The sequence below is a fragment of the Actinomycetospora corticicola genome, from assembly GCF_013409505.1.
Classification (GTDB): Bacteria; Actinomycetota; Actinomycetes; order Mycobacteriales; family Pseudonocardiaceae; genus Actinomycetospora; species Actinomycetospora corticicola.
The window spans coordinates 1,264,670-1,287,332 of record NZ_JACCBN010000001.1 but is presented as its reverse complement, the minus strand read 5'-3'; the positions used below and the strand labels follow the sequence as shown (position 1 = coordinate 1,287,332).

Below are 22,663 nucleotides of genomic sequence, written 5' to 3'. Positions count from 1 at the left end.
GCCATGCAGCGCAGCGGAGACCGAATCCTCACCACCCACGTCGGCAGCCTCGCCCGCCCGGAGGCGCTGCTCGACACCATGCGGGAGAAGGAGCACGGCCGCCCGTACGACGAGGCGGGCTTCGCCAAGCAGGTGACCGAGGCGGTGCGCGACGTCGTCGCGAAGCAGGCCGAGGTGGGCCTCGACGTCGTGACCGACGGCGAGATGGGGAAGGTCAGCTTCGCGACCTACATCCAGGACCGCCTCGAGGGCTTCTCCCCCAGCAGCGGGGAGAAGCTGCTCCCGCCGTCGTGGAAGCTCGAGCTCGACGCGTTCCCCGCGTACTACGAGCAGTACATGGGGAAGTACACGAAGACGGTCGCGCCGATGGTGACCGTCGCCTGCGTCGGACCCGTGTCCTACTCCGGGCACGAGCAGCTGCGGACCGACATCGACAACCTGAAGGCGGCGCTCGTCGGGGTCGACGCCACCGAGGCGTTCATGCCGTCGACCTCGCCCCGCGGGTTCGGGCGCAACGAGTTCTACGCGACCGACACCGAGTACTACACCGCGGTCGCCGAGGCGCTGCGCGAGGAGTACCTGGCCATCGTCGATGCCGGGTTCCTGCTGCAGATCGACGACCCGTGGCTGATCGAGATCCTCTCCGACCCCGAGCTCTCCCCCGACGAGCGGCAGCGGACCGCCGCCGAGCACGCCGAGATCGTCAACCACGCCCTGCGCGACATCCCGACCGAGCGGATCCGCCTCCACACCTGCTACGGCCTCAACCACGGGCCGCGGATCCACGACATCACGATGGCCGAGGTCGCGGGCCCGATGCTGGCGATCCGGGCGGGGGCGTACTCGTTCGAGGTCGCGAACCCGCGGCACATGCACGAGTGGACGATCTGGGACGACGCGGCCCTGAAGCAGCAGCTCGGCGACGCGATCCTGATCCCCGGCCTGCTCGGGCACGCGCAGAACTACGTCGAGCACCCCGAGCTGATCGCCGAGATGCTCCGGCACTACGTGGACGCCGTCGGGCGCGAGCAGGTCATCGCCGGCGCCGACTGCGGGTTCTCCTCCCGCGCGAGCTACCAGCCCGAGGTGCACCCGACGGTCGTGTGGGAGAAGTTCCGCGCGCTGCGTGCGGGCGCGGAACTGGTCTAGGGGCGCTCCCCCGCCCACGCCCGGCCGAGCAGGGCTCGCAGCCCGTCGCGGGTCAGCTCGGCGGGGTTGGGATACGGGGTCCCGACGGCGAGCTCGGTCGCGCGGTCGAGGTCGGCCTCGGCCATCCCGAGCTCGCGCAGGGAGGTGGGGCCACCCGCCGTCGCGACCAGGTCGAAGACCCCGCGCGGGGCGTCGTCGACCCCGAGCGCGTCGGCGATCCGGCGCATCGCGTCCGGCGCAGCCGCGGCGTTGTAGGCCATCGCGTGCGGCAGGACGACGGTGTGGGTCGGGGCGTGCGGAAGGTCGAACGACCCGCCGAGGGTGTGGCAGAGCTTGTGGTGCAGCGCCATCCCGACCGACCCGAGGCACGTCCCCGCCAGCCACGCTCCGGCCAGCAGGTCGTCCCGGGCGTCGTTCCCGACGTCGAGCCCGCGCAGGCCGGTGCTCAGGCGGCGGACGGCGTCGAGGGCGAGCAGGTCGACGACCGGGTTCGCCTGCGGCGAGTACAGCGCCTCGACGGCGTGCGCGAGGGCGTTGACGGCGCTGGTCACGGTGACATCGTGGGGCAGCGAGCGGGTGAGCTCGACGTCGTAGATCACCGTCTCCGGGAGGATGTCCGGGGAGGTCCGCGTCTTCTTGATCCCGTTCTCGGTCTCGCCGAGGACGGGCGTGACCTCCGAGCCGGAGTAGGTGGTCGGCACGATCACCTGGTCGGCACCCGTGCGGACGGCCAGCGCCTTCGCGAGCCCGGTGGTGGAGCCGCCGCCGACGGCGACGACGCAGTCGGCGTCGGCCTCCCGCAGCACGGCGAGCGCCCGCTCGGTGACCTTGACGGGCGTGTGCATCGCGGCGCCCTCGAACCGCCCGACGGCGAGCTCCCCCAGCACCGCCTCGACCCGCTCGACGTGGCGCCGGCCGGCGAGTACGAGGACCCGGGACCGGCCGAGGCGCTCGACCTCCTCCGCCAACCGGTCGAGGCTCCCGGCGCCGAAGACGACGCGGGCGGGCTGCGCGGTGTAGACGAACACGCCTCCTTCTACCGCAATGGTCAAGGGTTCAACCGTGCGCGCCGTGGGGCACCCGCCCCGCATGCACGCGCTCTCCCGTCCCCTGATCGTCGGCGTCACCGGCATCGTCGGCCACGCCCTCGCCGAGCGGCTCACCCTCCGCGGCGGGCACGTCCTCGGGCTGTCGCGGCGCTCGTCGTCGACGGTGCGGGAGGTCGAGGGCCTGCACGCCGACCTCACCGACGCCGAGGCACTGCGCTCGACGATCGCCGGCACGCGCCCGACCTCGATCTTCCTCACCGCCTGGGCGCGCCAGGACACCGAGGAGGAGAACATCCGGGTCAACGGCGGGATGGTGCGCGACGTCCTCGCCGCGGCCGGCGCCGAGGGCACAGTGCAGCACGTCGCGCTGATGACCGGGCTCAAGCACTACCTCGGACCGTTCGAGGCCTACGGGCAGGGCGACATGCCCGAGACCCCGTTCGTCGAGACCGAACCGCGCCTGGACCACCCGAACTTCTACTACGCGCAGGAGGACGAGCTGTTCGCCGCCGCGGCGGAGCACAAGTTCTCCTGGAGCGTGCACCGGGCGCACACGGTGGTGGGCTACGCCGTCGGCAACGCCATGAACATCGCTTCGACGCTCGCCGCCTACGCCGCGCTGTGCCGCGAGACCGGGCGGCCGTTCACCTTCCCCGGCTCGCAGCAGCAGTGGGACGGGCTCACCGACATGACCGACGCCGGCCAGGCCGCCGAGCAGATGATCTGGGCGACCGGATCGCCGTCGGCCCACGACCAGGCGCTGAACGTGGTCAACGGCGACGTCTTCCGCTGGCGCTGGATGTGGCCGCGCCTCGCCGAGCTGCTCGGGGTGGAGGCCGAGGGGTTCGACGGCACCGTGCGCCCGCTCGAGGAGCAGACCCAGGGCATGGAGGACGTCTGGGCGCGGATCGCGGAGCGCGAGCACCTCGTGGAGTCCGACCTGGACCGCGTCGCCTCGTTCTGGCACACCGACGGCGACCTCGGCCGCGACATCGAGTGCGTCACCGACATGACGCGCTCGCGGCTCGCCGGGTTCACCGGGTACGTCCGCACCCTCGACGCGTTCGCGTCCGTCTTCGACCGGCTCGCCGCCGACCGCATCGTCCCGCACGTCCGGACGTGACCTCCGCCCGCGCAGGTGCGGGAGGACCCGTCGTCGGGAATGCACGCCCTATGAGCTGGAGCCGGAAGAACCTCGAGGGCGTCGAGACGCTCGCGCCCGCGGCGAGCGTGTACCTCACCCCGGAGCGGCTGGAGCTGCAGCGGACGGCACGGACGTTCGCGATGGAGGAGGTGCTGCCGGTCGCCGACGAGCTCGACCCGCAGCGCGGCGAGATCCCCGACGAGCTGATGGCGCGGCTCGCCGAGCTCGGCTACTTCGGCGTGATGATCGACCGCGAGCACGGCGGGCTCGGGCTCGGCGTCCTCGAGTACGCCCTGATCTGCGAGGAGCTCGCGCGGGCGTGGATGAGCGTCGCGAGCATCATTGCCCGCGGCAACGGCACCGGGTGCGCCGGCCGCCCCGACCTGCTGGAGCGCTCCGCACGGGGTGAGTGGATCGGCGGGATCGCGTTCTCGGAGCCCTCGGCGGGCTCGGACCTCGCGAACGTCGGGTGCCACGCCGAGCGCGACGGGGACGGGTGGGTGATCACGGGCACGAAGCGGTGGGTCGGGCACGCGAAGCGGGCCGACTTCCTGCACCTGCTCGCCCGCACCCGCGACCCGCGCGAGGGGCACGGTCGGTCCGACGGGCTGGAGCTGTTCCTGGTGGAGAAGGCGCGTGGCGAGTTCCCGGCCGGCGTCACCGGCACCCCCATCGACAAGATCGGCTACTACGGCCTGACCACGTGGGAGCTGCAGATCGACGGGCTGCGACTCCCGGCCGACGCGCTGCAGGACACGGGGCAGGACGAGGGTCAGGGGTTCAAGGAGTCGTTGCGCTGGCTCGGTCCGGCGCGGGTGCAGACGGCGGCGCGGGCGGTCGGGCTGGCACGCGGGGCGGTCGAGGACGCCATCGCCTACGTGAAGCAGCGGGTCCAGTTCGGGCACCCGATCGGCGACCAGCAGGTGATCCGGCACGCGATCGCGGACATGTCGGCGCAGGTCGAGGCGGCGCGGCAGCTCTACCTGCACGCAGCGTGGCTGGTGGACAGCGGTGTCGCGGCCGACGTCGAGACCTCGCAGGCGAAGCTCGTCGCGTCGGAGACGGCGGAGCGCGTGACCTCGCGCGCCCTGCAGATCTTCGGCGGCAACGGCTACACCACGGAGTACTCGGCCGAGCGGTACTGGCGCGACGCCCGGCTCACCACGATCTTCGAGGGGACGTCGGAGATCCAGCGCAAGATCGTGTCGGACGCGCTGCTCTGAGCCGTGCCGCGTGAGGGGAACCCTGGTGCCACGAGAGCGCTCGGATCCTCCCCTCACAATGGGCTGGTGCGCCCGCCCCCGTCGATCCCGCCCCGCTTCGGGCTCGACCCCGCACGAATGCGGCTCCCGGTGTCGCAGGAGTGGGCGACGATCCGCGACCACCTCGTGACCCGGGTGCCCCTCCCGGCCGCTCAGGTCGACGCCATGTTCGACGCCGGGCGCTTCCACGACGCCGAGGGTCCGCTGCCCATCGACGCGCCGTACGTCAGCGGCGGGTCGGTGTGGTTCCACCGGGACCTTCCCGACGAGGCACCGGTCCCGTTCGGCATCGACGTCGCCTGCCGGGACGACCGGGTGCTGGTGGCGGACAAGCCCCACTTCCTGGCGACCATCCCGCGCGGGCGGCACGTCCGGGAGACCGCCCTCGTACGGCTGCGCGACGAGCACGGCCTGCCCGACCTCTCCCCCGCTCACCGGCTGGACCGGGTGACGGCCGGGCTCGTGCTGTTCGTGATCCACCGGGAGGACCGCGGGACGTTCCAGAACCTGTTCCGCGACCGTCGGGTGTCCAAGACCTACGAGGCGATCACCCGTTACGACCCGACGCTGCCGCGCGAGCAGGTCGTCCGGTCCCGGATCGTGAAGGAGCGCGGGATCGTCACCGCCCGCGAGGTCGACGGCGAACCCAACGCCGAGACGCTCGTGGAGCTGGTCGACCACCGCGACGACCCGCTGGTCGGGCCGGTCGCGCGATACCGGCTCACCCCGCGGACCGGCCGTACGCACCAGCTCCGGCTGCACCTGTGCTCGCTCGGCATCCCGATCCTGGGCGACCCGTTCTACCCCGACCTGCGCGACGTCCCGCTCGACGACCTCCGCACGCCCCTCCAGCTGCTGGCCCGGACGTTGAGCTGGCCGGACCCGGCGTCCGGAGAAGCGGTCACGGTGCACTCGCGGCGGACCCTGCAGGCGTGGGACGACCCGGCGGGCTGGCTCGCGGGGCCAGCGGGTACCTCCCGACGGTGCCCGACCCGCTGATCATCTCCGCCGTCCTCGTCCCCGACGCCCAGGCCGATCTCGACGCGCAGCGCCGCCGCTGGTTCCCGGCGGACCGCCTGCACGTGGGCGCGCACATCACGCTGTTCCACGCCCTGCCCGGGGATCTCATCGACGACGTCCGGACCCAGCTCACCCGGCTCACGCAGGGCGAGCGGCCGGCCATCCACGTGGGCGACCCGTTCAAGCTCGGCCGCGGGGTGGGCCTGCGCCTGCAGTCCTCCGAGCTCGAGGGCATCCGCGGCGCGATCGCGAAGCGCTTCGACGCCGACCTCACCGACCAGGACGCCCGCCGCTGGCGCCCGCACGTGACGATCCAGAACAAGGTGACCCCCGACGAGGCCCGGCGGACGCTCGAGACCGTCCGGGAAACGCACGTCCCGTACGACACCGCCGTCGATGCCCTCGCCCTCTGGCACTACCGTGGCGGCCCGTGGGAAGCGGCGGGGGACTTTCGGTTCGGGCGGTCGGACTAGTCCGGACCAGCACGAACGGGCTCGACGGCGGGGGCACGAGGTGAACCCGGTCGTCGCCGCGCCGATGGCGGGCGGGCCCTCCACCCCGGCCCTGGTGGCCGCCGTCGCCGGGGCGGGCGGCTTCGGCTACCTCGCCGCCGGCTACCTCACCGCCGACGCCCTCGCCGCCCAGCTCGCGGAGCTGCGTCAACGCTCCGACCGGCCGTTCGGGGTGAACCTCTTCCTGCCCGACCCGACGCCACCCACCCGTCGTCGGGATCGCGCGGTGGCCGCCTACGCGACGCGCATCGCGGGCGAGGCCCGTGCCGTGCACGTCGACCTCGGCGACCCGCACCCCGCGTCCGACCCGGACACCGGGCCCGGCCTCGACGCGAAGATCCGGGTCCTGGCGGCCGACCCGCCGCAGACCATCAGCGTCACCTTCGCCCTGCCCGACGGCGAGCGGCTCGCGGCGCTCCGGGCGACCGGGGCGCGCCTCGTGGCCACCGTGACCAGCGTCGAGGAGGCCCGCGCGGCCGCCGCGGCCGGGGTCGACGGACTGGTCGTCCAGGGCACCGACGCCGGCGGACACCGGGGGACGCACGCCGTCACGACCGCGCCCGACGAGATCGACACCCTCGACCTGCTCCGGGCGATCCGGCCGGTCACGGCGCTGCCGCTGGTGGCCGCGGGCGGGGTCGCCGACGCCGCCGGGGTGCGGCGGGCCCTCGACGCCGGGGCGGAGCAGGTCCAGCTCGGCACGGCGTTCCTGCGTACCGACGAGGCGGGCACGTCCACGACGCACCGCGACGCGCTCGCCGATCCCGGGTTCTCCGGCACGACGGTGACCCGGGCGTTCACCGGTCGGCCCGCGCGGGCCCTGACCAACCGCTTCGCCGTCGAGCACGGCCCGGCGGCCCCCGCGGCGTATCCCGAGCTCCACCACCTGACCCGCCCGGTCCGCGTCGCCGCGGCGAAGGCCGGGGACACCACCCGGCTGCACCTCTGGGCCGGGGTGCACTTCCGCCGCGCAGCCACCGGGCCCGCCGCCGAGGTGGTGCAGGGCCTGGTCCGATAGGACGCATCCTTCCGCGCTCGTTCGGGTACCTCGGCCCGCCGAACGGGAGGAGTGGACCATGTCCGACGGTGCCGAACCCACCGACACCAGTACGACCCAGCGCGCGGGCCAGCGGCTCGCGGGAGCCGTGAAGAAGGCGGCCGGAGCGGTCACGGGCAACGACACGCTGCGCGCCGAGGGCGAGCTGCAGGGCGAGCGCGCGGACGCCGAGAAGGACGCGCAGCGCGCCGAGGCCGAGGCCCGGCAGAAGCGCGAGGAGGCCGAGGCCGAGGCACGCGCCGAGGAGCTGCGCGTCGAGCGCGAGCGCCTCGCGGCCGAGGACGCCCGCAGCGAGCGGGAGGACCGGGCCGAGGCCGAGCGCCGCGCCCGCGAGCAGCGGATCGAGGCCGAGACCGCGCAGCGCGAGCAGGCGGTCTCGCAGACGGCCCGCGCCCGGGAGCAGGCCGCGCGGCGCGACGAGGCCGCCGCCGTGCAGGAGCGGGGCGAGGCGGAGAGCCGCGTGCGCGACGAGGAGCAGCGGGCCGAGGAGGCCCGCCGCACGGCGCGCACGCTCGAGCAGGTCGAGGAGGAGGACCGATGAGCAACCCGGTGTCGGCGGTGGCGGGGCCCGTGATCTCGCTGGGCTTCGGCGTGGTGCGGTTGCCGGTGGGGCTGCTGGCCCAGGTCACCGGCAACGGCGGCAACAAGGAGTGGGGGCCGTCGCTGGCGGTCGACGCGGTCGAGGGCGGCGTGCGGCAGCTCCTCGGGTCGCTGCTGGGCGACCCGGGCCTGGCGGCCCAGGGCGACGTCACCGACGCCCGGGTGCAGCAGCGGACCGAGGCCTCCGAGCGGGACCGGGCGGCGCAGGCCCGCCGCGAGGTCGCCGACGACCGCCTCGCGCAGCGCCGTGAGCGCGACCAGGAGGCCCGGCAGCAGGCCCGGAAGGCCGAGCAGGAGCAGCACCAGCGGCTCGAGCGCGAGAAGCAGCAGCGTCAGCAGCAGGAGAAGGAGCGCGAGCAGGAGCGCAAGCAGGCCGCGCAGCGCGAGGAGCAGCGGAAGCAGGAGATCGCCGACGAGCACGCCCACGAGGCGCGGCGCACGCGTGTCGAGGCGGAGTCCGAGGCCGTCGAGGCCGAGCGGGCGGCGGCCGCGGCCAAGGCCGAGGCGCTCGACGTCGCGAACGCCAAGGAGAAGGCGAAGGACGCCCGCAAGCAGTGACGGACTCCGTGGGGGCGGATCCGCTCGGGACCGCCCTCACGGGGTACCACCCGATCATGCTGGCCATCGAGGACCACGGCGTGATCGGCGACCTGCGGACGGTCGCCCTGGTGGGCACGGACGGCAGCATCGACTTCGCCTGCCTGCCCGACTTCGACTCCCCCGCCGTCTTCTCGGCCCTGCTCACCGAGGAGGGCGCGGCCGCCGAACGGAGCACGTTCACCGTCCGACCGGGCTCGTGCACGCGCACCAAGCAGCTCTACCTGCCCGACTCCAACGTCCTGATGACCCGCTTCCTCGACGCGACCTCGGTGGCCGAGGTCGTCGACCTCATGGACCCCGAGGACGACGGGACGCGTCCACTGGTGCGCACGGTGCGCGTGGTCCGCGGCCGCCAGCGGTTCACCGTGCGCTGCGCGCCGGCCTTCGACTGGGCCCGGGTGCGGCACTCCGTCGAACTGCTCGACGGGGTCGGGGCGGTCTTCCGTCCCGACGACGGGTCGGGCGCGTTGGTGCTCCGGACCTCGGCCGGGCTCCGGGTGGCCGACGATCCCGAGGCGACCGGCCCCGCCGTCGTCGCCGAGATCGACCTCGGCGCCGGGGAGGCGGCCGACTTCCTCCTCACCTGGCACGACGAGGCGCCGCACCGCAACGACGTGGACGTCCTCGGCGAGCACGAGGCGGATCGCCGCCGCGACACGGTGCTCACCTACTGGCAGGACTGGCTCGCACGGTCGAACTACTCGGGGCGCTGGCGGGAGATGGTGCACCGCTCGGCCCTGCTGCTGAAGCTCATGGTGCACCGGCCGACCGGGGCGCTCATCGCGGCGCCGACCGCCGGGCTGCCCGAGGAGATCGGCGGGGAGCGCAACTGGGACTACCGCTTCGCCTGGCTCCGCGACGCCGCGTTCACCTCCTACGCGCTGATGCGGCTCGGGTTCGTCGAGGAGGGCCGGGCGTTCCTGTCGTGGCTCGAGCAGCGGATGGCGGAGGCGGACGACGAGTCGGGGCTGCTGCCGGTCTACACCGTGCACGGCGCGCCGCCGCCCGAGGAGGTCGAGCTGACCCACCTGTCCGGCTACCGGGGGTCCCGCCCGGTCCGGATCGGGAACGCGGCCGGGTCGCAGCGCCAGCTCGACACCTACGGCGAGGTGATGGACTCGATCTACATCGCGAACAAGGAGACCCCGATCTCCTACGACCTGTGGACGCGGGTCCGCAGCTCGCTGGACTGGCTCGACCGCAACCGGCACCTCCCCGACCAGGGACTGTGGGAGTCCCGCGGCGAGCCGCAGTTCCACACCTACTCGCGGGTGATGGTGTGGGTGGCGTTCGAGCGGGCGCTGCGGCTGGCCCGCCAACGGGGGCTCCCGGCCCCGGTCGAGGCGTGGGAGAAGGCCGCGGCGGAGGCCTACGAGGAGGTGCAGCGGGACTGCTGGGACGGCGACCTCGGCAGCTACACGCAGTTCCCCGGCACCGACCAGGTCGAGGCCGGGCTGCTGATCCTGCCGCTGGTGAAGTTCTCCGGACCCACCGACCCGCGCTTCCTCTCCACCCTCGGGCGCATCGAGGACGACCTCGTCGTCGACTCGCTGGTGCAGCGGTACCCGCCGGACGGCTCCGACGGGCTCGACGGCGAGGAGGGCACCTTCAACCTGTGCTCGTTCTGGTACGTGGAGGCGCTCACCCGGGCGGGGCGGCTCGAGGAGGCCCGCAACGTGCTGGAGAAGGCGTTCACCTACGCCAACCACGTCGGCCTGTTCGCCGAGGAGCTCTCCGCCTCGGGTGAGCAGCTGGGGAACTTCCCCCAGGCCCTCACGCACCTCGGGCTGATCAGCGCCGCGGTGAACCTGGACCGGGCGCTGGGCTGACCGCCCGGAACCACGCGTTCGACGACGGGACGAAGAGCAGGACGAGGACCGACGCCTGGAGCGCCGCCGAACCGATGGTGATCAGGGACGGCCACACGAGCGCGGCGCTCGTCGCGGCGCCCGCGAGACCGATCGCGCTGACGAGGGCGACCACGACGCGGGCGCCCCGGCTGCCGGTCCGGATGCGCAGCGCGAGCAGGAACCAACCGGTGAGGAAGGCCAGGCCCGCCCCCACGAGGAGCAGGCAGGCGACCAGCCCCGGGTAGTCGCCGGTGCCGAGGCCGAAGGCGACCGCCATGAGGCCGAAGAACCCGAGGCCCAGCACTCCGAACCCGCCCTGGACCGCGAGGACGACCACGGCGGTCGTCACCGTCGCGGGCGGGCCCGGCGGCGCACCGGCGGGCGGGACCACGGGTAGGACCGTGGTGGCGTCGAAGGTCGCGTGACGGCCGGAGTACGCAGGAAGGGTCATGGAGCGATCGTGACGCTCTGTGTAGCACGAGAGAAGAGAACTGGCGAAAATCGCCATGGTTCATCACTGACGGTGACGCGCTCGCCCGTCCCCCTCGCCGGGAACGGGCGTTCGCGACAGCAGCCCCGGGTAGCCCCCGCTTCCCAGGACGGTGGGACCTAGAAGAAGGTCTTGCGCCCGCCCACACCGCGGCCGACGGCGCCGAGGATGGTGAGGATCAGGCCGACGACGACCAGGATCCACCCGATGTAGGTCAGTACGGAGATCCCGACGATGTATCCGACGACCAGCAGGATGATGCCCAGGATGATCATGACGCTCCCTCGCGTTCGAACCGGCCGGCGGCCGGGGTCTGCGAAGTACCCGAGCGTCACGAGGAACACACACATGGTCCACATATCACCCCGCCGAGTGACCCCGGATCTGACCGTTCGTCGCATGTTGAGACAGAGGGGATTGATGTGACTCCCGCGGATGCCTGGGCCACCCATGAGGTGACCACCGTCTGGGGCGCGCCCCTGTCCGTGACCACGGACGACGACGACTCCTCCATCCGCGTCGACCTGCACGACGTGACCGCCCCCGAGGGCGACCGGTTCGACTACCCGGTGGTGCACCTGCCGTCGGTGGCGGTCGCCGTCGTCGTCCGCGACGAGGAGGTCCTCGCGCTGCGGACCTACCGCTACCCCGTGGGCCGCTACGGGTGGGAACTGCCCGGCGGCGGGGTCGACCCGGGCGAGGACCCGGCGGTCGCGGCGGCCCGGGAGACCGCGGAGGAGACCGGGTGGGCGCCGGTCGGTCCGGGGCGTCCGCTCATCACCTTCCAGCCGCTGCCCGGCGGGGTCGTCTCGACCGTGCACGTCCATCTCTGGACCGACGCCGAGCGCAGCGACGCGCCGCTGGACCGCCACGAGCCGGGCCAGGCGCAGTGGCTCCCGGTCGCCGACGTGGTGCGCCTCGCCGCGGCCGGTGAGCTGCTCGGCTCCGGCACGCTGGTCGGGCTCCTCCAGTACGTCGCCGAGCGTTCCTGACGGCGGGTCGGGCGGGTCGGGTCGGATACCTCACTCGGCGACGGCGCCCGCGGTTCTCGCAATTACTAGGACGTCCTACTAATGTCGGCCGGGTACTCCGCTTCCCACCCGGCGACCGAGGGCGAACCGACCATGGCCGAATCCGAGCTGCACGTGCCGAGCAACCCGATCCGGGTGGTGACCGCCGCCAGCCTGTTCGACGGACACGACGCCGCGATCAACATCATGCGGCGCATCCTGCAGCGCCAGGGCGCCGAGGTGATCCACCTCGGACACGACCGCTCGGTCGACGACGTCGTGTCGGCCGCGGTCGAGGAGGACGCCCACGCCGTCGCGATCAGCTCCTACCAGGGCGGGCACGTCGAGTACTTCACCTACCTGGTCGACCTGCTGCGCGAGCGCGGTGCCGGGCACGTCCGCGTGTACGGCGGCGGCGGGGGCGTCATCGTCCAGCGCGAGATCGACCAGCTCCACGCGCACGGGGTGGCGCGCATCTTCTCGCCGCAGGACGGCCAGCAGCTCGGCCTGCCCGGCATGATCAACATGATCATCCGCGAGTGCGACGAGGACCTGTCGGCGCAGGCCCCGTCGTCGTGGGACGGGCTGTTCACCGGCGAGCGCGCGGTCGTCGCGCGCGCGGTGACGATGGCCGAGTCGGGTGTCCTGCCCGACGACGTCCGCGAGCGCGTCGACGCCGCGAACTCCGAGCGGCACGTCCCGGTCCTCGGCATCACCGGTACCGGCGGGTCGGGAAAGTCCTCGCTCACCGACGAGCTGGTCCGCCGCACCCGTATGGACCGCGAGGACAAGCTGAAGGTGGCGGTCCTCGCGGTCGACCCGACCCGTCGTCGGGGTGGTGGGGCCCTGCTCGGCGACCGCATCCGCATGAACGCCCTCGGCGGTCCCGTCGCCTTCCGGTCGATGGCCAACCGCGGGTCGGGCACGGCGCTCCCCGAGCGCCTGGGCGACGTCATCGCCGTGCTGCGCGCCTCCGGGGCGGACCTGGTGATCGTCGAGACGCCCGGCATCGGGCAGGGCGACGCGGGCATCGTCGAGTTCGCCGACGTCTCGCTCTACGTCATGACGCCGGAGTTCGGGGCGGCCTCGCAGCTCGAGAAGATCGACATGCTGGACTTCGCGGACGTCGTCGCGATCAACAAGTTCGAGCGCCGCGGCGGCGACGACGCCCGCCGCGACGTGGCCCGCCAGCTGGTGCGCAACCGCGACGCGTGGGGCGCGAGCTGGGAGGAGATGCCGGTCTACGGCACCAGCGCCGCGACCTTCCACGACGAGGGCGTCACCGCGCTCTACGGCAAGCTCGTCTCGCTGCTCGGCGAGAAGGGCCTGGCCGAGGGCGCCGGCCACCTCGAGATCCCCGACACCAGCGTCTCCACCTTCGCCGGGTCGGCGATCCCGGCCGAGCGCGAGCGCTACCTCGCCGACATCGCCGCCACGGTGCGCCGGTACCACGAGGACACCGAGGCGATGGTCGTCGCGACCCGGAAGCGGTCCGCGCTGCAGCAGGCGGCGGAGCTGCTCGGCGACCGCGACGCGGGTGACCTGCCGGCCGTGCTCGAGCAGGCCGAGCGCGACCTGCCGCGGGAGGCGGGCGAGCTGCTCGACGGCTGGGTGCAGACGAAGGAGGACTACGCGGGCGACGAGTTCGTCTACAAGGTCCGCGACAAGGAGAACCGGATCCAGCTGACCAAGGAGACGCTCTCCGGGTCGAAGGTCAACCGCGTCTCGCTGCCGTCGTTCACCGCCGACGAGGAGGTCGTGCGGTTCCTGCGCCGCGAGAACCTCCCCGGGTACTTCCCGTTCACCGCGGGCGTCTTCGCCTTCAAGCGCGACGGCGAGGACCCCGCCCGCATGTTCGCCGGCGAGGGCGACCCGTTCCGCACCAACCGCCGGTTCCACTACCTCTCCGAGGACTCGCCGGCCAAGCGCCTGTCGACGGCCTTCGACTCGGTGACCCTCTACGGCCGCGACCCGGCCACTCCCCCGGACGTCTACGGCAAGGTCGGGACCTCCGGGGTCTCGATCGCGACGCTCGACGACATGAAGGTGCTCTACGGCGGGTTCGACCTGACCTCGCCGACCACCTCGGTGTCGATGACGATCAACGGCCCGGCGCCGACGATGCTGGCGTTCTTCCTCAACACCGCGATCGACCAGGTCGTCGACACCTACCGCGAGGAGCACGGCGAGGACCCGTCGCCCGAGAAGCGCGAGGAGCTCGTCGCCCACGCGGTCTCGAACGTCCGCGGCACGGTGCAGGCCGACATCCTCAAGGAGGACCAGGGCCAGAACACCTGCATCTTCTCCACCGAGTTCTCGCTCCGGATGATGGCCGACATCCAGGAGTGGTTCATCGACCACAAGGTGCGGAACTTCTACTCGGTCTCGATCTCCGGCTACCACATCGCCGAGGCCGGGGCGAACCCCATCTCGCAGCTGGCGTTCACGCTGTCGAACGGCTTCACCTACGTCGAGTCCTATCTCGCGCGCGGGATGGACGTCGACGACTTCGCGCCCAACCTGTCGTTCTTCTTCTCCAACGGCATGGACGCGGAGTACTCGGTGATCGGCCGGGTGGCCCGCCGCATCTGGGCCGTGGCGATGCGCGAGCGCTACGGCGCCAACGAGCGCTCGCAGAAGCTCAAGTACCACGTCCAGACGTCGGGCCGGTCCCTGCACGCGCAGGAGATGCAGTTCAACGACATCCGGACGACGCTCCAGGCGCTGTGCGCGCTCTACGACAACGCCAACTCGCTGCACACCAACGCCTACGACGAGGCCGTGACGACCCCGTCGCAGGAGTCGGTGCGCCGGGCGCTCGCGATCCAGATGATCATCAACCGCGAGTGGGGCCTCTCACTCAACGAGAACCCGCTGCAGGGGTCGTTCGTGATCGAGGAGCTCACCGACCTCGTCGAGGAGGCCGTGCTCGCCGAGTTCGACCGGATCGCCGAGCGCGGCGGCGTGCTGGGCGCCATGGAGACCGGTTACCAGCGCGGCAAGATCCAGGACGAGTCGATGCTCTACGAGGGCCGCAAGCACGACGGCTCGCTGCCGATCATCGGCGTGAACACGTTCCTGCCCCCGGCCGACGCCGACGGCGAGGAGCCGAAGGAGATCGAGCTCTCCCGCGCCACCGAGGAGGAGAAGAGCTCGCAGCTGCAGCGCCTCGACGACTTCCAGGCCCGCCACCAGAGCGAGTCCGCCGAGGCGATCGCCCGGCTGCAGGCCGCCGCGACGGCCGGGGAGAACGTGTTCACCGAGCTGATGAAGGCCGCCCGGGTGTGCTCGCTCGGTCAGCTCACCGACGCGTTCTTCGAGGTGGGCGGGCAGTACCGGCGCAGTATGTGAGCTTCGCTCAAGTGAGCACTAAGTGGGGCTATAGCCCCACTTAGTGCTCACGAGGCGCGGAGCGCCACACCCAGCTTCGCCGCCGCCTCGTGGGCCTCGGCCCGCTTCTGGGCGGCGAGCGGGCGGAGCTCGGCCATCGCCGGGACGACCTCGGCGAGGGTCAGCTCGGCCTCGACGACGGTGACGTCGGCGCCCCAGACGTCGCGCAGGATGCGGGTGATCCAGCCGGTGGCGTGGTCCCAGCCCTCGCGCGGCGTGCCCGGCCCGTACCCGCCGCCGCGGGAGACGACGAGGACGACGGGGGTGCCGGCCAGGGGCGTGCTGCCGGGGGCGAAGCGCGCGTCGGTGATGAGCAGGTCGACCCAGCTCTTGAGGTGGGCCGCGATCCCGAAGTTGTAGAGCGGCGAGCCGATCACCACCGCCGTGGCGGCGGCGAGCTCGTCGGCCAGCGCGGCCGCGGTGGCCACGGCCTCGCGCTGCTCGGCGGTGCGCTCGTCCTCCGGCGTCATGCCCGCGGCGACGGCCGCCGCCCAGGTGGTGGGCGCGATCGGGTCGAGCCCGAGGTCGCGGCGGACGACCTGCGCGCCGGGATCGGACTCGAGGTAGGAGCGCTCGAGGCTGTCCAGCACCTCGCGGCTCACCGAGCCCTGGGTGCGGATGCTGCTGTCGATACGGAGCAGGCTCATGTCGATCTCCCGAGTGTGCGTGTGCCGAGATGTTCTGCTCAACAGACTATCTACCGAGAAGATTTCCTGCGCAACCGCGTAGATTGAGGCCGTGAGCACGCCGCAGCAGGTGGAGTCCGACCTGGGCTGGGCCCTGGGGCGTGTCGCGCGCGCCCACCTGAAGACCGCCCAGACGGTGCTGGTCGGCCTCCCGGGTGGTCCCCGCGGCTACCAGGTGCTGGCCGCGGTCGCCCGCGGCGAACCGAGCACGCAGCTCGCCCTCGCCCGCAAGCTCGGGGTCGACCGGACGGTCATGACCTACCTGCTCGACGAGATCCAGGCCGAGGGGCTCGTCGAGCGCCGGCCCGATCCCGCCGACCGCCGCGCGCGGCGCGTCGAGCTGACCGAGGCCGGGCGGGCCCGGCTGTGCGAGCTCGAACGCAAGCTGCGCGACGCCGAGGACCACATGCTCGCCCCGCTCGGACCCGACGAGCGCGCCACGCTCCGCGACCTGCTCGCGCGCCTCGCGACGGCCGACCCGGACCAGCCGTCCGCCTGCCAGGTCGCCCAGGACCTGCAGGACGGCTGCACGGAGACCCCGTCTCCCTGAGTCGCTCCGCCGAAGGCCACGCCGCCGCCTAAGATCAACGAGTGGCGAACATCGCGACCAACGACAAGGTCGACCGCGACGAGCTGGTCGACTTCCTCCGGACCCGGCACCACGCCGTGATCGTGACCAAGCGCAGCGACGGCGGGGACCAGACCAGCCCGGTGACGGTCGGGATCGACGAGCAGGGCCGCCTGCTGGTCTCGACCTACCCCGAGCGGGCCAAGGTCAAGAACATCCGCCGGGACCCCCGCGTCGCCATGTGCATGCTCTCCGACGACTTCGAGGGCCCCTGGGTCCACGTCGAGGGCACCGCCGAGGTCCTCGACATGCCCGACGCCCTCGACCCGCTCATCGAGTACTTCCGCTCCATCTCGGGCGAGCCACCCCGACTGGGAGGAGTACAAGGAGGCGATGGCGAAGGAGGACAAGACCCTGGTCCGCCTCGCCGTCGAGCGCTGGGGCCCGATCGCGACGGGCGGCTTCCCGGCGCGTCTCGCCCAGGACTAGCAGCCGAGGCCCGCCGATCGCCCCTGGAATGGGTTCGCTCCGAGCGTATCTTTGCTGGCACTGAGCGCCATCAACTGCGCGATCGGACACCTATCTGCGGGAGTGGCACATGGCCGGACGGGTCGAGGGGAAGGTCGCGCTGGTCACCGGCGCGGCGCGCGGACAGGGGCGGGCGGACGCAGTGCGGCTCGCGGAGGAGGGCGCCGACGTCATCGTGGTCGACGTCTGCGGGCCGCTGCCGGGGGTCGACTACGCGTCGGCCACGCCGGCCGAGCTGGACGAGACGGCCGCGCTGGTGGAGAAGACCGGGCGGCGGGTGGCCGCCGGGCAGGTGGACATCCGGGACCTCGACGGGCTGCGCACGGTGGTGGACGACGGGGTCGCGCAGCTCGGGCGCCTCGACGTCGTCGTGGCCAACGCGGGCATCTGCATCCCGCGGACCTGGCACCGCGTGACCCCGGAGATCTTCCGCGACACCCTCGACGTCAACGTGACCGGCACCTGGAACACGATCATGGTCGGCGCGCCGCACCTGGTCGCGGCGGGCGGCGGGTCGGTCATCGTCATCAGTTCGGCGGCCGGCATGAAGGTCCAGCCGTTCATGGTTCCCTACACGGCGAGCAAGTGGGCGGTGCGCGGCATGGCGAAGGCCTTCGCCGCGGAGCTCGCGCAGCACTCGATCCGCGTGAACAGCGTCCACCCCACGGGCGTGGCCACCGGGATGACCGGCGAGGCGATGCAGTCCGCCCTCGGCGAGGCCATGGCGGAGAACCCGCGGCCCGCCGGCATGTTCACCAACCTGCTGCCCGTGAACGTCACGATGCCCGCGGACGTCGCGGACACCGTGCTGTTCCTCGCCTCCGACGAGTCGCGGTACATCACCGCGCACGAGCTCGCCCCGGACGCGGGGGTCACCGAGTTCTAGGTGGCCTCCGACCTGGTGAGCACTCCGTGTCGGGGCACGGAGCACTTACCGGCGCAGGGCGCACCTCAGCACGCTCCCGGTCCCGGTCAGACCGACCACCAGCCCGCCGTCGTGCACGGCCAGGGCCGCGTACGGCGCGGGGCGCTGCGGGCCCACCGCGTACCCCCGCTCCGGGACGTGCGGCGGCAGCGACGCCAGCGGCAGGTTCCCGACGACGGGCGTGGCGGTCCGGGTGCGCGGGTCCACGCGCGTCAGGCGGCCGGCCGCCGCCTCGACCACGTAGAGGGCCGCCCCGTGGGCGACCAGCCCCTCGGGCCGCGCCAGCCCCGCGGCGACCACGAGCCCGTCGGAGAGCCGGACGACCTGGCCGCGCTCGGCATCGGTCACCCAGACCTCGCCGTCGGCGGTGGTGAGGTCCGTCGGGCGCCCGAACCCCGAGGCGACGGGGTCGACCTCGCCGGCGCGGCCCGCCCGCACGACCCGGTCGGCCCCCGACTCGGCGACCAGCACCTCCCCCGCGACCGCCACCAGCCCGGCCGGCCGCTCCAGCCCGGCCACGAGGCGACGGCTGGTCACCCCGGGGGTCATGGCGTGCAGCTCCCCGTCCACCGTCGTCGCCAGGAGCTCGTCCCCGACCGCCGCGAGCCCCCGCCACGTCGACGCGCCGACCCCGAGCAGCCGGAAGCCGCCGTCGACCACCTCGACGAGCGTCTGGTGGTCCACGGCGTACAGGCGTCCGCCGAGCACGGCCAACCCGCCGGGGCCGGAGAGCCCGGGCGGGAGGACCTGCCGTCGCGACCGGTCGGGGGCGAGCGCCACCAGCTCACCGGTGCCCCGGCCGGAGACGTACCAGGTGCCGTCGGGGCCGATCGCGAGGTCGTCCGCGCCGGTCAGCCCGGTCGGCACCACCTCCCCGTCGACGTGGACGGCACCGTCGCCGGTGAGCACCAGCGTCCGACCGGCCGGGTCGACCCGGGCCGCCACGGGGTCCTCGAGGCCGTCGCACAGCCGCTCGGCCCTGCCGTCGGGATCGACCGCCCGGACCGCGCCGGCGGGGCCCGGGACCAGCACCCGCCCGTCGGGGCTCACGCCCAGGGTGCCGCCGACGTCGAGCCCGGCCGCGATCTCCCGCGACCCGCCGTCGGGAAGCACCTCCAGCAGCCGCCCGTGCGGCCCGGTCTCGCCGACGACGAGACGGCCGCCGAGCACCGCGATCCCGCCGGGGGCGAGGAGCCCGTCGGCGACCAGGCAGGTGGTCCCGCCGGGGCTGCAGCGCCAGACGAGACCGGGCGGCCCGTCGACGACGAAGCAGGCGCCGTCGGCGGCGAGGGCCAGCGCGACGGGCGCGGTGAGCGGACCCTCGGGGCCGAGGACGACCTCGACGTCCCCGGTCGCGGGGTCGAGCACCGAGACGGTGCCGGCGAGAGGATGCGCGGCCCACAGCCGACCGTCGGGAGCGACGGCGAGCGCCTCGGCGGCCCACGCGGGGCGGGCGGGCACGAGCTCGGTTGGGACGACACCCGGCAGCAGCGGGCACGGGGCACCGCGGACGCCGGTGGACGGGCGGCTCTGCGCGGCCCGGGACACGGAGATCGCTCCTCTCTCGCAAGAGTGCGACCAGCAGCATGGCTGGCAGCGCCCGCCAGCTTAGCGAAAGTTGTCCACGATCGGGTGGTCTACCTCCGAAGTGCGGCCAACTCGTCGTCCAGCGCCTCGGTGAACCGGTCGAGGCCCTCCTGGCCGCCGATCAGCCCGAGGTCGGCGTCGATACCCAGGCGGACGCGCCCGGCGTAGGACAGGACCGACACGCCGAGCCCGAGCCGGGCGGAGCACGGGACCCAGAACATGACGTCGCGGACCCGCACCGGGCCGATCGTCAGCTCCTCGAGCGGCCCCGGGACGTTGGAGATGATCAGCGAGCCGGCGCGGGCGTAGCGGGCGACCAGCGCCTGCGTGTGCCGTGCCGTGCCCAGCCCGGCCGCCGCGATCCCGGTGAAGCTCGCGAGCGCCTGGTTGGTCCGCTTGATCGTCGCCATCGACCGCTGCATCCGCTCGATCCGCCGCGTGCGGTCGGGCTCGTCGGTGGGCAGCGGCGGGAGCACGAGCCCGAACTCGTTGCCCAGGTCGTCCGAGATCGGCCGGTCCAGCGGCCGCAGGTTGGTCGGCATCACGGCGCGCAGGCGGGGCACGTCCGCACCGAGCACGGAGCGCAGTGCCCCCGCGATGGCCGCGCAGAGCACGTCGTTGACGCTGCCGCCTGCGGCCTTCCCGGCGGCCTTCACGACGTCGAGCTCCACGTCGCGGGTCCACCGGGCGCCCTTCGCGACGCCGGGCCGGCCCTGCAGGGGGGACGGCTTCTCCCGCGGCGGGGCCGCGAGCAGCCACGCCGAGTTCTTGATCGCCCGGCCGGTCGCGCCGAGCTCCGCCGCGCCCTCGGGCGTCCGCGACCGCTTCACCGTCGCCCACAGGGCGGAGGCCCGGTCCCGCACCTCGCGGCGGAAGAGCCGGACGTCGTGGACCGGCTGGGCCTGCCGGGGCGGGTCGACGTACGCGGCCGGGGTGCGGGGGTCGGAGACCGGGTCGGCGAGCGCGTGGAACAGGTGGTTGAGGGCGACCCCGTCGGCGAGGCCGTGGTGGATCGCGACGTGCACGGCGGTGCCGGCGTAGCCGGTGATCGCCTCGACCCGCCACCACGGCCGGTCGGCCGGCAGCGGCGTCGACATCAGCTCGCCGATCCGCCGGGCCAACGCGTGGTCGTCCCCGGGCTGCGGGAGCGCCATCGTCGTGACGTGGACGGTGAGGTCCGGCGGCGCGTCGACCCAGCGGGCGGGCCCGATCGGGCCGGTCGGCCAGGTCGGCCGCTGCCGGAACCCGGGGTAGACGTCGACCCACCGCTCGCGGATCCGGCCGCGCAGCTCCTCGACGTCGACGGGCCCGTCGCAGAACAGCAGCCCGTGCACGACCATGCGGTTGGTCTCCTGCTCGAGCTGCAACCACGCCGTGTCGATCCCGGACGCCCAGCGGTCCATCGCACCCCTCCGCAAGTGTGAGGTACGGACGGTACCGGGTGAGCGGGACCACCGCGCGCAGGCACCCGGCAGACTGGTGACCATGAGCGCCGTGCCGATCGACGACCAGGGGACGACCGTGCAGGTGCCCGACAAGGTGCGCCGCGTGGTCAGCCTCGTCCCGTCCCTCACCGAGGCGATCGGGGTCTCCGACCCGCACCTGCTCGTGGGCGTCACCGACTGGTGCACCCACCCCGTCGACCTCGACGAGCAGGTCGTCACGCCGCCCGCCCGCATCCGCGGCACGAAGAACCCCGACCTGGACGCGATCGTCGCCCTCGAGCCCGACCTCGTCGTCGCGAACGAGGAGGAGAACAAGCCGGAGCACATCGCCGCGCTGCGCGACCGCGGGCTCGCCGTCTACGTCACCGACGTGCGCACCGTCGACGGCGCGTTCTCCAGCCTCGACGGGATGCTCGCCGCGTGCGGGCTGGAGCGGCCGGCCTGGCTGGAGGGCGCGGAGAAGGCGTGGGGCGAGATCGGGCGCGTTCCCGACGACGAGCGCCGCACCGCGGTCATCCCGATCTGGCGCAGGCCGTGGATGGCGGTCGGGTGCGACACGTTCGCGGGCGCCCTGCTCGACCGGCTCGGCGTCGACAACGTCCTCGCCGACGGCGGGCCGACCGCGGAGCGCTACCCGCGCTTCGACCCGGCGGACCTGCCGGCGCACGACCTCGTCGTCCTGCCCGACGAGCCCTACCTCTTCACCGCCGACGACGGACCGGAGGCCTTCGCCGCCCCGGCCCGGCTGGTCAGCGGGCGCCTGCTCACCTGGTACGGCCCGAGCCTATTGGAGGCGGCGGTGACGCTGCCGGGTGCGCTCCGCGCACGTGAGCAGTAAGGGTCGTCATAGCGACCTTTTCTGCTCACCTGGCCGCAGGCCACCTCGCAGCGCCGCCACCGTCTCCGCGGCCTGGCGCTGCGACACCGCTGCCCCGGCGAGGATCACCGAGCGGTGGAAGGTGCCGGGGAACAGGTGCAGCTCCACGCTCACCCCGGCGGCGAGCAGCCCGGACGCGTAGGCGAGGCCCTCGTCGCGCAGGGGGTCGTTCTCGTAGACCACGACGTAGGCCGGGGGCAGACCGGTGAGGTCGGTCGCCCGGGCAGGGGCGGCGTGCACCGGGACCTCGCCTCCGTCAAGCCCACGGAGATAGTGCTGCCAGCTCCGCTCGGCGTCCGGCCGGCTCCACAGCGGGGTGTCGACGAAGGCCCGCATCGACGGGGTGTCCAGCCGGTCGTCGACCTCGGGGGCGTCGAGGACCTGGAAGCACACGGCCGGCCCGCCCTCATCGCGCGCTCGGAGCGTCAGCGCCGCCGCGAGCCCGCCCCCGGCGCTCATGCCGTGCAGGGCGACCCGGGCGGGGTCGACGTCGGGTCGCGCCGCCAGCCAGTCCAGCGCGGCGGCGCAGTCGTCGAGGGCGGCCGGGTAGGGGTGCTCGGGCGCGAGCCGGTAGTCGGGGACCGCGACGACGGCGCCGAGCGCGTCGGCCAGGCCGGCCGCGAGCGTCGCGGACATGTCCGCGGACCCCATGACGAAGCCGCCGCCGTGCAGCACGAGCACGCCGGGCGCGGCACCCGTCGTCGGGACCGGCGGGCGGGCGAGGAGCACCCGGACCGGACCGTCGGGTCCCGGCGCCGACTCCTCGACGACCGCCCCCGGCGGTGGGGGCGGGGTCCGCGCCGCCACCTCCTGCATGCGCGCACGGGCGACGGCGAGGTCGGCGATGTGCAGGTCGGGCAGCGCGGGCAGTGCCGCGGCCAGGTCGGGGTCCCAGCTCACCGGCCGATCCCACA

General features: G+C 73.5%; 21 protein-coding genes and 1 pseudogene. 15 read left to right on the top strand and 7 right to left on the bottom strand.

Annotated elements, in window-relative coordinates; genetic code table 11:
* Nucleotides 1-3 precede the first annotated feature (3 nt).
* A complete protein-coding gene (locus BJ983_RS06085; protein ID WP_179792999.1) occupies nucleotides 4-1,149 on the top strand; it encodes a cobalamin-independent methionine synthase II family protein in 1,146 nt (381 codons plus the stop codon).
* Here the strand turns inward: BJ983_RS06085 and BJ983_RS06080 are convergent.
* Nucleotides 1,146-2,177 (bottom strand): maleylacetate reductase, encoded by a 1,032-nt coding sequence (locus BJ983_RS06080; RefSeq protein WP_343053787.1) that lies wholly within the window; start codon nucleotides 2,175-2,177, stop codon nucleotides 1,146-1,148. The two genes, BJ983_RS06085 and BJ983_RS06080, sit on opposite strands and share 4 nt — an antisense overlap.
* A gap of 34 nt (nucleotides 2,178-2,211) precedes the next feature.
* Here BJ983_RS06080 and BJ983_RS06075 point away from each other — a divergent pair, with 34 nt between their 5' ends.
* The 8 genes from BJ983_RS06075 to BJ983_RS06040 all read left to right on the top strand — a co-directional run bounded on the left by BJ983_RS06075 (nucleotide 2,212) and on the right by BJ983_RS06040 (nucleotide 10,222).
* Nucleotides 2,212-3,321: an SDR family oxidoreductase gene (locus tag BJ983_RS06075; protein WP_343053786.1), complete on the top strand. Its 1,110-nt coding sequence runs from the start codon at nucleotides 2,212-2,214 to the stop codon at nucleotides 3,319-3,321.
* A gap of 50 nt (nucleotides 3,322-3,371) precedes the next feature.
* Complete coding sequence (locus BJ983_RS06070; RefSeq protein ID WP_179792997.1) at nucleotides 3,372-4,565, top strand: acyl-CoA dehydrogenase family protein; 1,194 nt, start codon at nucleotides 3,372-3,374, stop codon at nucleotides 4,563-4,565.
* Nucleotides 4,566-4,682: 117 nt separating this feature from the next.
* Entirely contained in the window at nucleotides 4,683-5,603 is a 921-nt protein-coding gene (locus BJ983_RS06065) for a pseudouridine synthase (RefSeq protein WP_179797402.1), read from the top strand.
* Nucleotides 5,588-6,097, top strand: a complete 510-nt coding sequence (locus BJ983_RS06060) for a 2'-5' RNA ligase family protein (protein WP_179792996.1) — start codon at nucleotides 5,588-5,590, stop codon at nucleotides 6,095-6,097. Before BJ983_RS06065 ends, BJ983_RS06060 begins: the two co-directional genes overlap by 16 nt.
* A 40-nt stretch (nucleotides 6,098-6,137) precedes the next feature.
* Nucleotides 6,138-7,154, top strand: coding sequence for a nitronate monooxygenase (locus tag BJ983_RS06055; protein ID WP_343053784.1), 1,017 nt, complete (start codon nucleotides 6,138-6,140; stop codon nucleotides 7,152-7,154).
* Between the two features lie 58 nt (nucleotides 7,155-7,212).
* The gene (locus BJ983_RS06050) at nucleotides 7,213-7,734 is read left to right on the top strand and encodes a hypothetical protein (protein WP_179792994.1); all 522 of its coding nucleotides are present in this window, start codon (nucleotides 7,213-7,215) and stop codon (nucleotides 7,732-7,734) included.
* Complete coding sequence (locus BJ983_RS06045) at nucleotides 7,731-8,351, top strand: hypothetical protein (RefSeq protein WP_179792993.1); 621 nt, start codon at nucleotides 7,731-7,733, stop codon at nucleotides 8,349-8,351. The genes BJ983_RS06050 and BJ983_RS06045 overlap by 4 nt, the downstream gene beginning before the upstream one ends.
* Nucleotides 8,348-10,222, top strand: coding sequence for a glycoside hydrolase family 15 protein (locus BJ983_RS06040; protein ID WP_343053781.1), 1,875 nt, complete (start codon nucleotides 8,348-8,350; stop codon nucleotides 10,220-10,222). Before BJ983_RS06045 ends, BJ983_RS06040 begins: the two co-directional genes overlap by 4 nt.
* Here the strand turns inward: BJ983_RS06040 and BJ983_RS06035 are convergent.
* The gene (locus tag BJ983_RS06035) at nucleotides 10,185-10,694 is read right to left on the bottom strand and encodes a hypothetical protein (protein ID WP_179792992.1); all 510 of its coding nucleotides are present in this window, start codon (nucleotides 10,692-10,694) and stop codon (nucleotides 10,185-10,187) included. The genes BJ983_RS06040 and BJ983_RS06035 overlap by 38 nt on opposite strands.
* Nucleotides 10,695-10,852: 158 nt before the next feature.
* Nucleotides 10,853-11,008: a hypothetical protein gene (locus BJ983_RS06030; RefSeq protein WP_179792991.1), complete on the bottom strand. Its 156-nt coding sequence runs from the start codon at nucleotides 11,006-11,008 to the stop codon at nucleotides 10,853-10,855.
* 180 nt (nucleotides 11,009-11,188) lie between these two features.
* Here BJ983_RS06030 and BJ983_RS06025 point away from each other — a divergent pair, with 180 nt between their 5' ends.
* Together BJ983_RS06025 and icmF are read left to right on the top strand one after the other, a co-directional pair.
* The gene (locus tag BJ983_RS06025) at nucleotides 11,189-11,725 is read left to right on the top strand and encodes an NUDIX domain-containing protein (RefSeq protein ID WP_179792990.1); all 537 of its coding nucleotides are present in this window, start codon (nucleotides 11,189-11,191) and stop codon (nucleotides 11,723-11,725) included.
* Nucleotides 11,726-11,857: 132 nt separating this feature from the next.
* Nucleotides 11,858-15,094 (top strand): fused isobutyryl-CoA mutase/GTPase IcmF, encoded by a 3,237-nt coding sequence (gene icmF / locus BJ983_RS06020; protein WP_179792989.1) that lies wholly within the window; start codon nucleotides 11,858-11,860, stop codon nucleotides 15,092-15,094.
* 47 nt (nucleotides 15,095-15,141) lie between these two features.
* On the opposite strand, the gene BJ983_RS06015 is transcribed toward icmF, so the two are convergent.
* Nucleotides 15,142-15,780, bottom strand: coding sequence for an FMN-dependent NADH-azoreductase (locus tag BJ983_RS06015; protein WP_179792988.1), 639 nt, complete (start codon nucleotides 15,778-15,780; stop codon nucleotides 15,142-15,144).
* A gap of 91 nt (nucleotides 15,781-15,871) precedes the next feature.
* Here BJ983_RS06015 and BJ983_RS06010 point away from each other — a divergent pair, with 91 nt between their 5' ends.
* The 3 genes and pseudogenes from BJ983_RS06010 (at nucleotide 15,872) to BJ983_RS06000 (ending at nucleotide 17,801) form a co-directional block, all read left to right on the top strand.
* Nucleotides 15,872-16,369 (top strand): MarR family winged helix-turn-helix transcriptional regulator, encoded by a 498-nt coding sequence (locus tag BJ983_RS06010; RefSeq protein ID WP_343053775.1) that lies wholly within the window; start codon nucleotides 15,872-15,874, stop codon nucleotides 16,367-16,369.
* 41 nt (nucleotides 16,370-16,410) lie between these two features.
* Nucleotides 16,411-16,876, top strand: a pseudogene (locus tag BJ983_RS06005) (PPOX class F420-dependent oxidoreductase).
* Nucleotides 16,877-16,985: 109 nt separating this feature from the next.
* Nucleotides 16,986-17,801, top strand: a complete 816-nt coding sequence (locus BJ983_RS06000; RefSeq protein WP_179792987.1) for a mycofactocin-coupled SDR family oxidoreductase — start codon at nucleotides 16,986-16,988, stop codon at nucleotides 17,799-17,801.
* Between the two features lie 45 nt (nucleotides 17,802-17,846).
* Here the strand turns inward: BJ983_RS06000 and BJ983_RS05995 are convergent, their stop codons facing one another.
* Together BJ983_RS05995 and BJ983_RS05990 are read right to left on the bottom strand one after the other, a co-directional pair.
* Nucleotides 17,847-19,388 carry an NHL repeat-containing protein gene (locus BJ983_RS05995; protein WP_179792986.1) on the bottom strand — a complete coding sequence of 514 codons (1,542 nt, stop codon included), beginning with the start codon at nucleotides 19,386-19,388 and terminating at the stop codon, nucleotides 17,847-17,849.
* An 89-nt stretch (nucleotides 19,389-19,477) separates the two neighbouring features.
* Nucleotides 19,478-20,830, bottom strand: a complete 1,353-nt coding sequence (locus BJ983_RS05990; protein WP_179792985.1) for a wax ester/triacylglycerol synthase domain-containing protein — start codon at nucleotides 20,828-20,830, stop codon at nucleotides 19,478-19,480.
* 82 nt (nucleotides 20,831-20,912) lie between these two features.
* Between BJ983_RS05990 and BJ983_RS05985 the strand changes: the two genes are divergently transcribed.
* Nucleotides 20,913-21,710, top strand: a complete 798-nt coding sequence (locus tag BJ983_RS05985; RefSeq protein ID WP_179792984.1) for a helical backbone metal receptor — start codon at nucleotides 20,913-20,915, stop codon at nucleotides 21,708-21,710.
* Between the two features lie 6 nt (nucleotides 21,711-21,716).
* Here BJ983_RS05985 and BJ983_RS05980 read toward each other — a convergent pair whose 3' ends face one another.
* Nucleotides 21,717-22,649, bottom strand: coding sequence for an alpha/beta hydrolase (locus BJ983_RS05980; RefSeq protein ID WP_343053773.1), 933 nt, complete (start codon nucleotides 22,647-22,649; stop codon nucleotides 21,717-21,719).
* Between the last annotated feature and the right edge of the window lie 14 nt (nucleotides 22,650-22,663).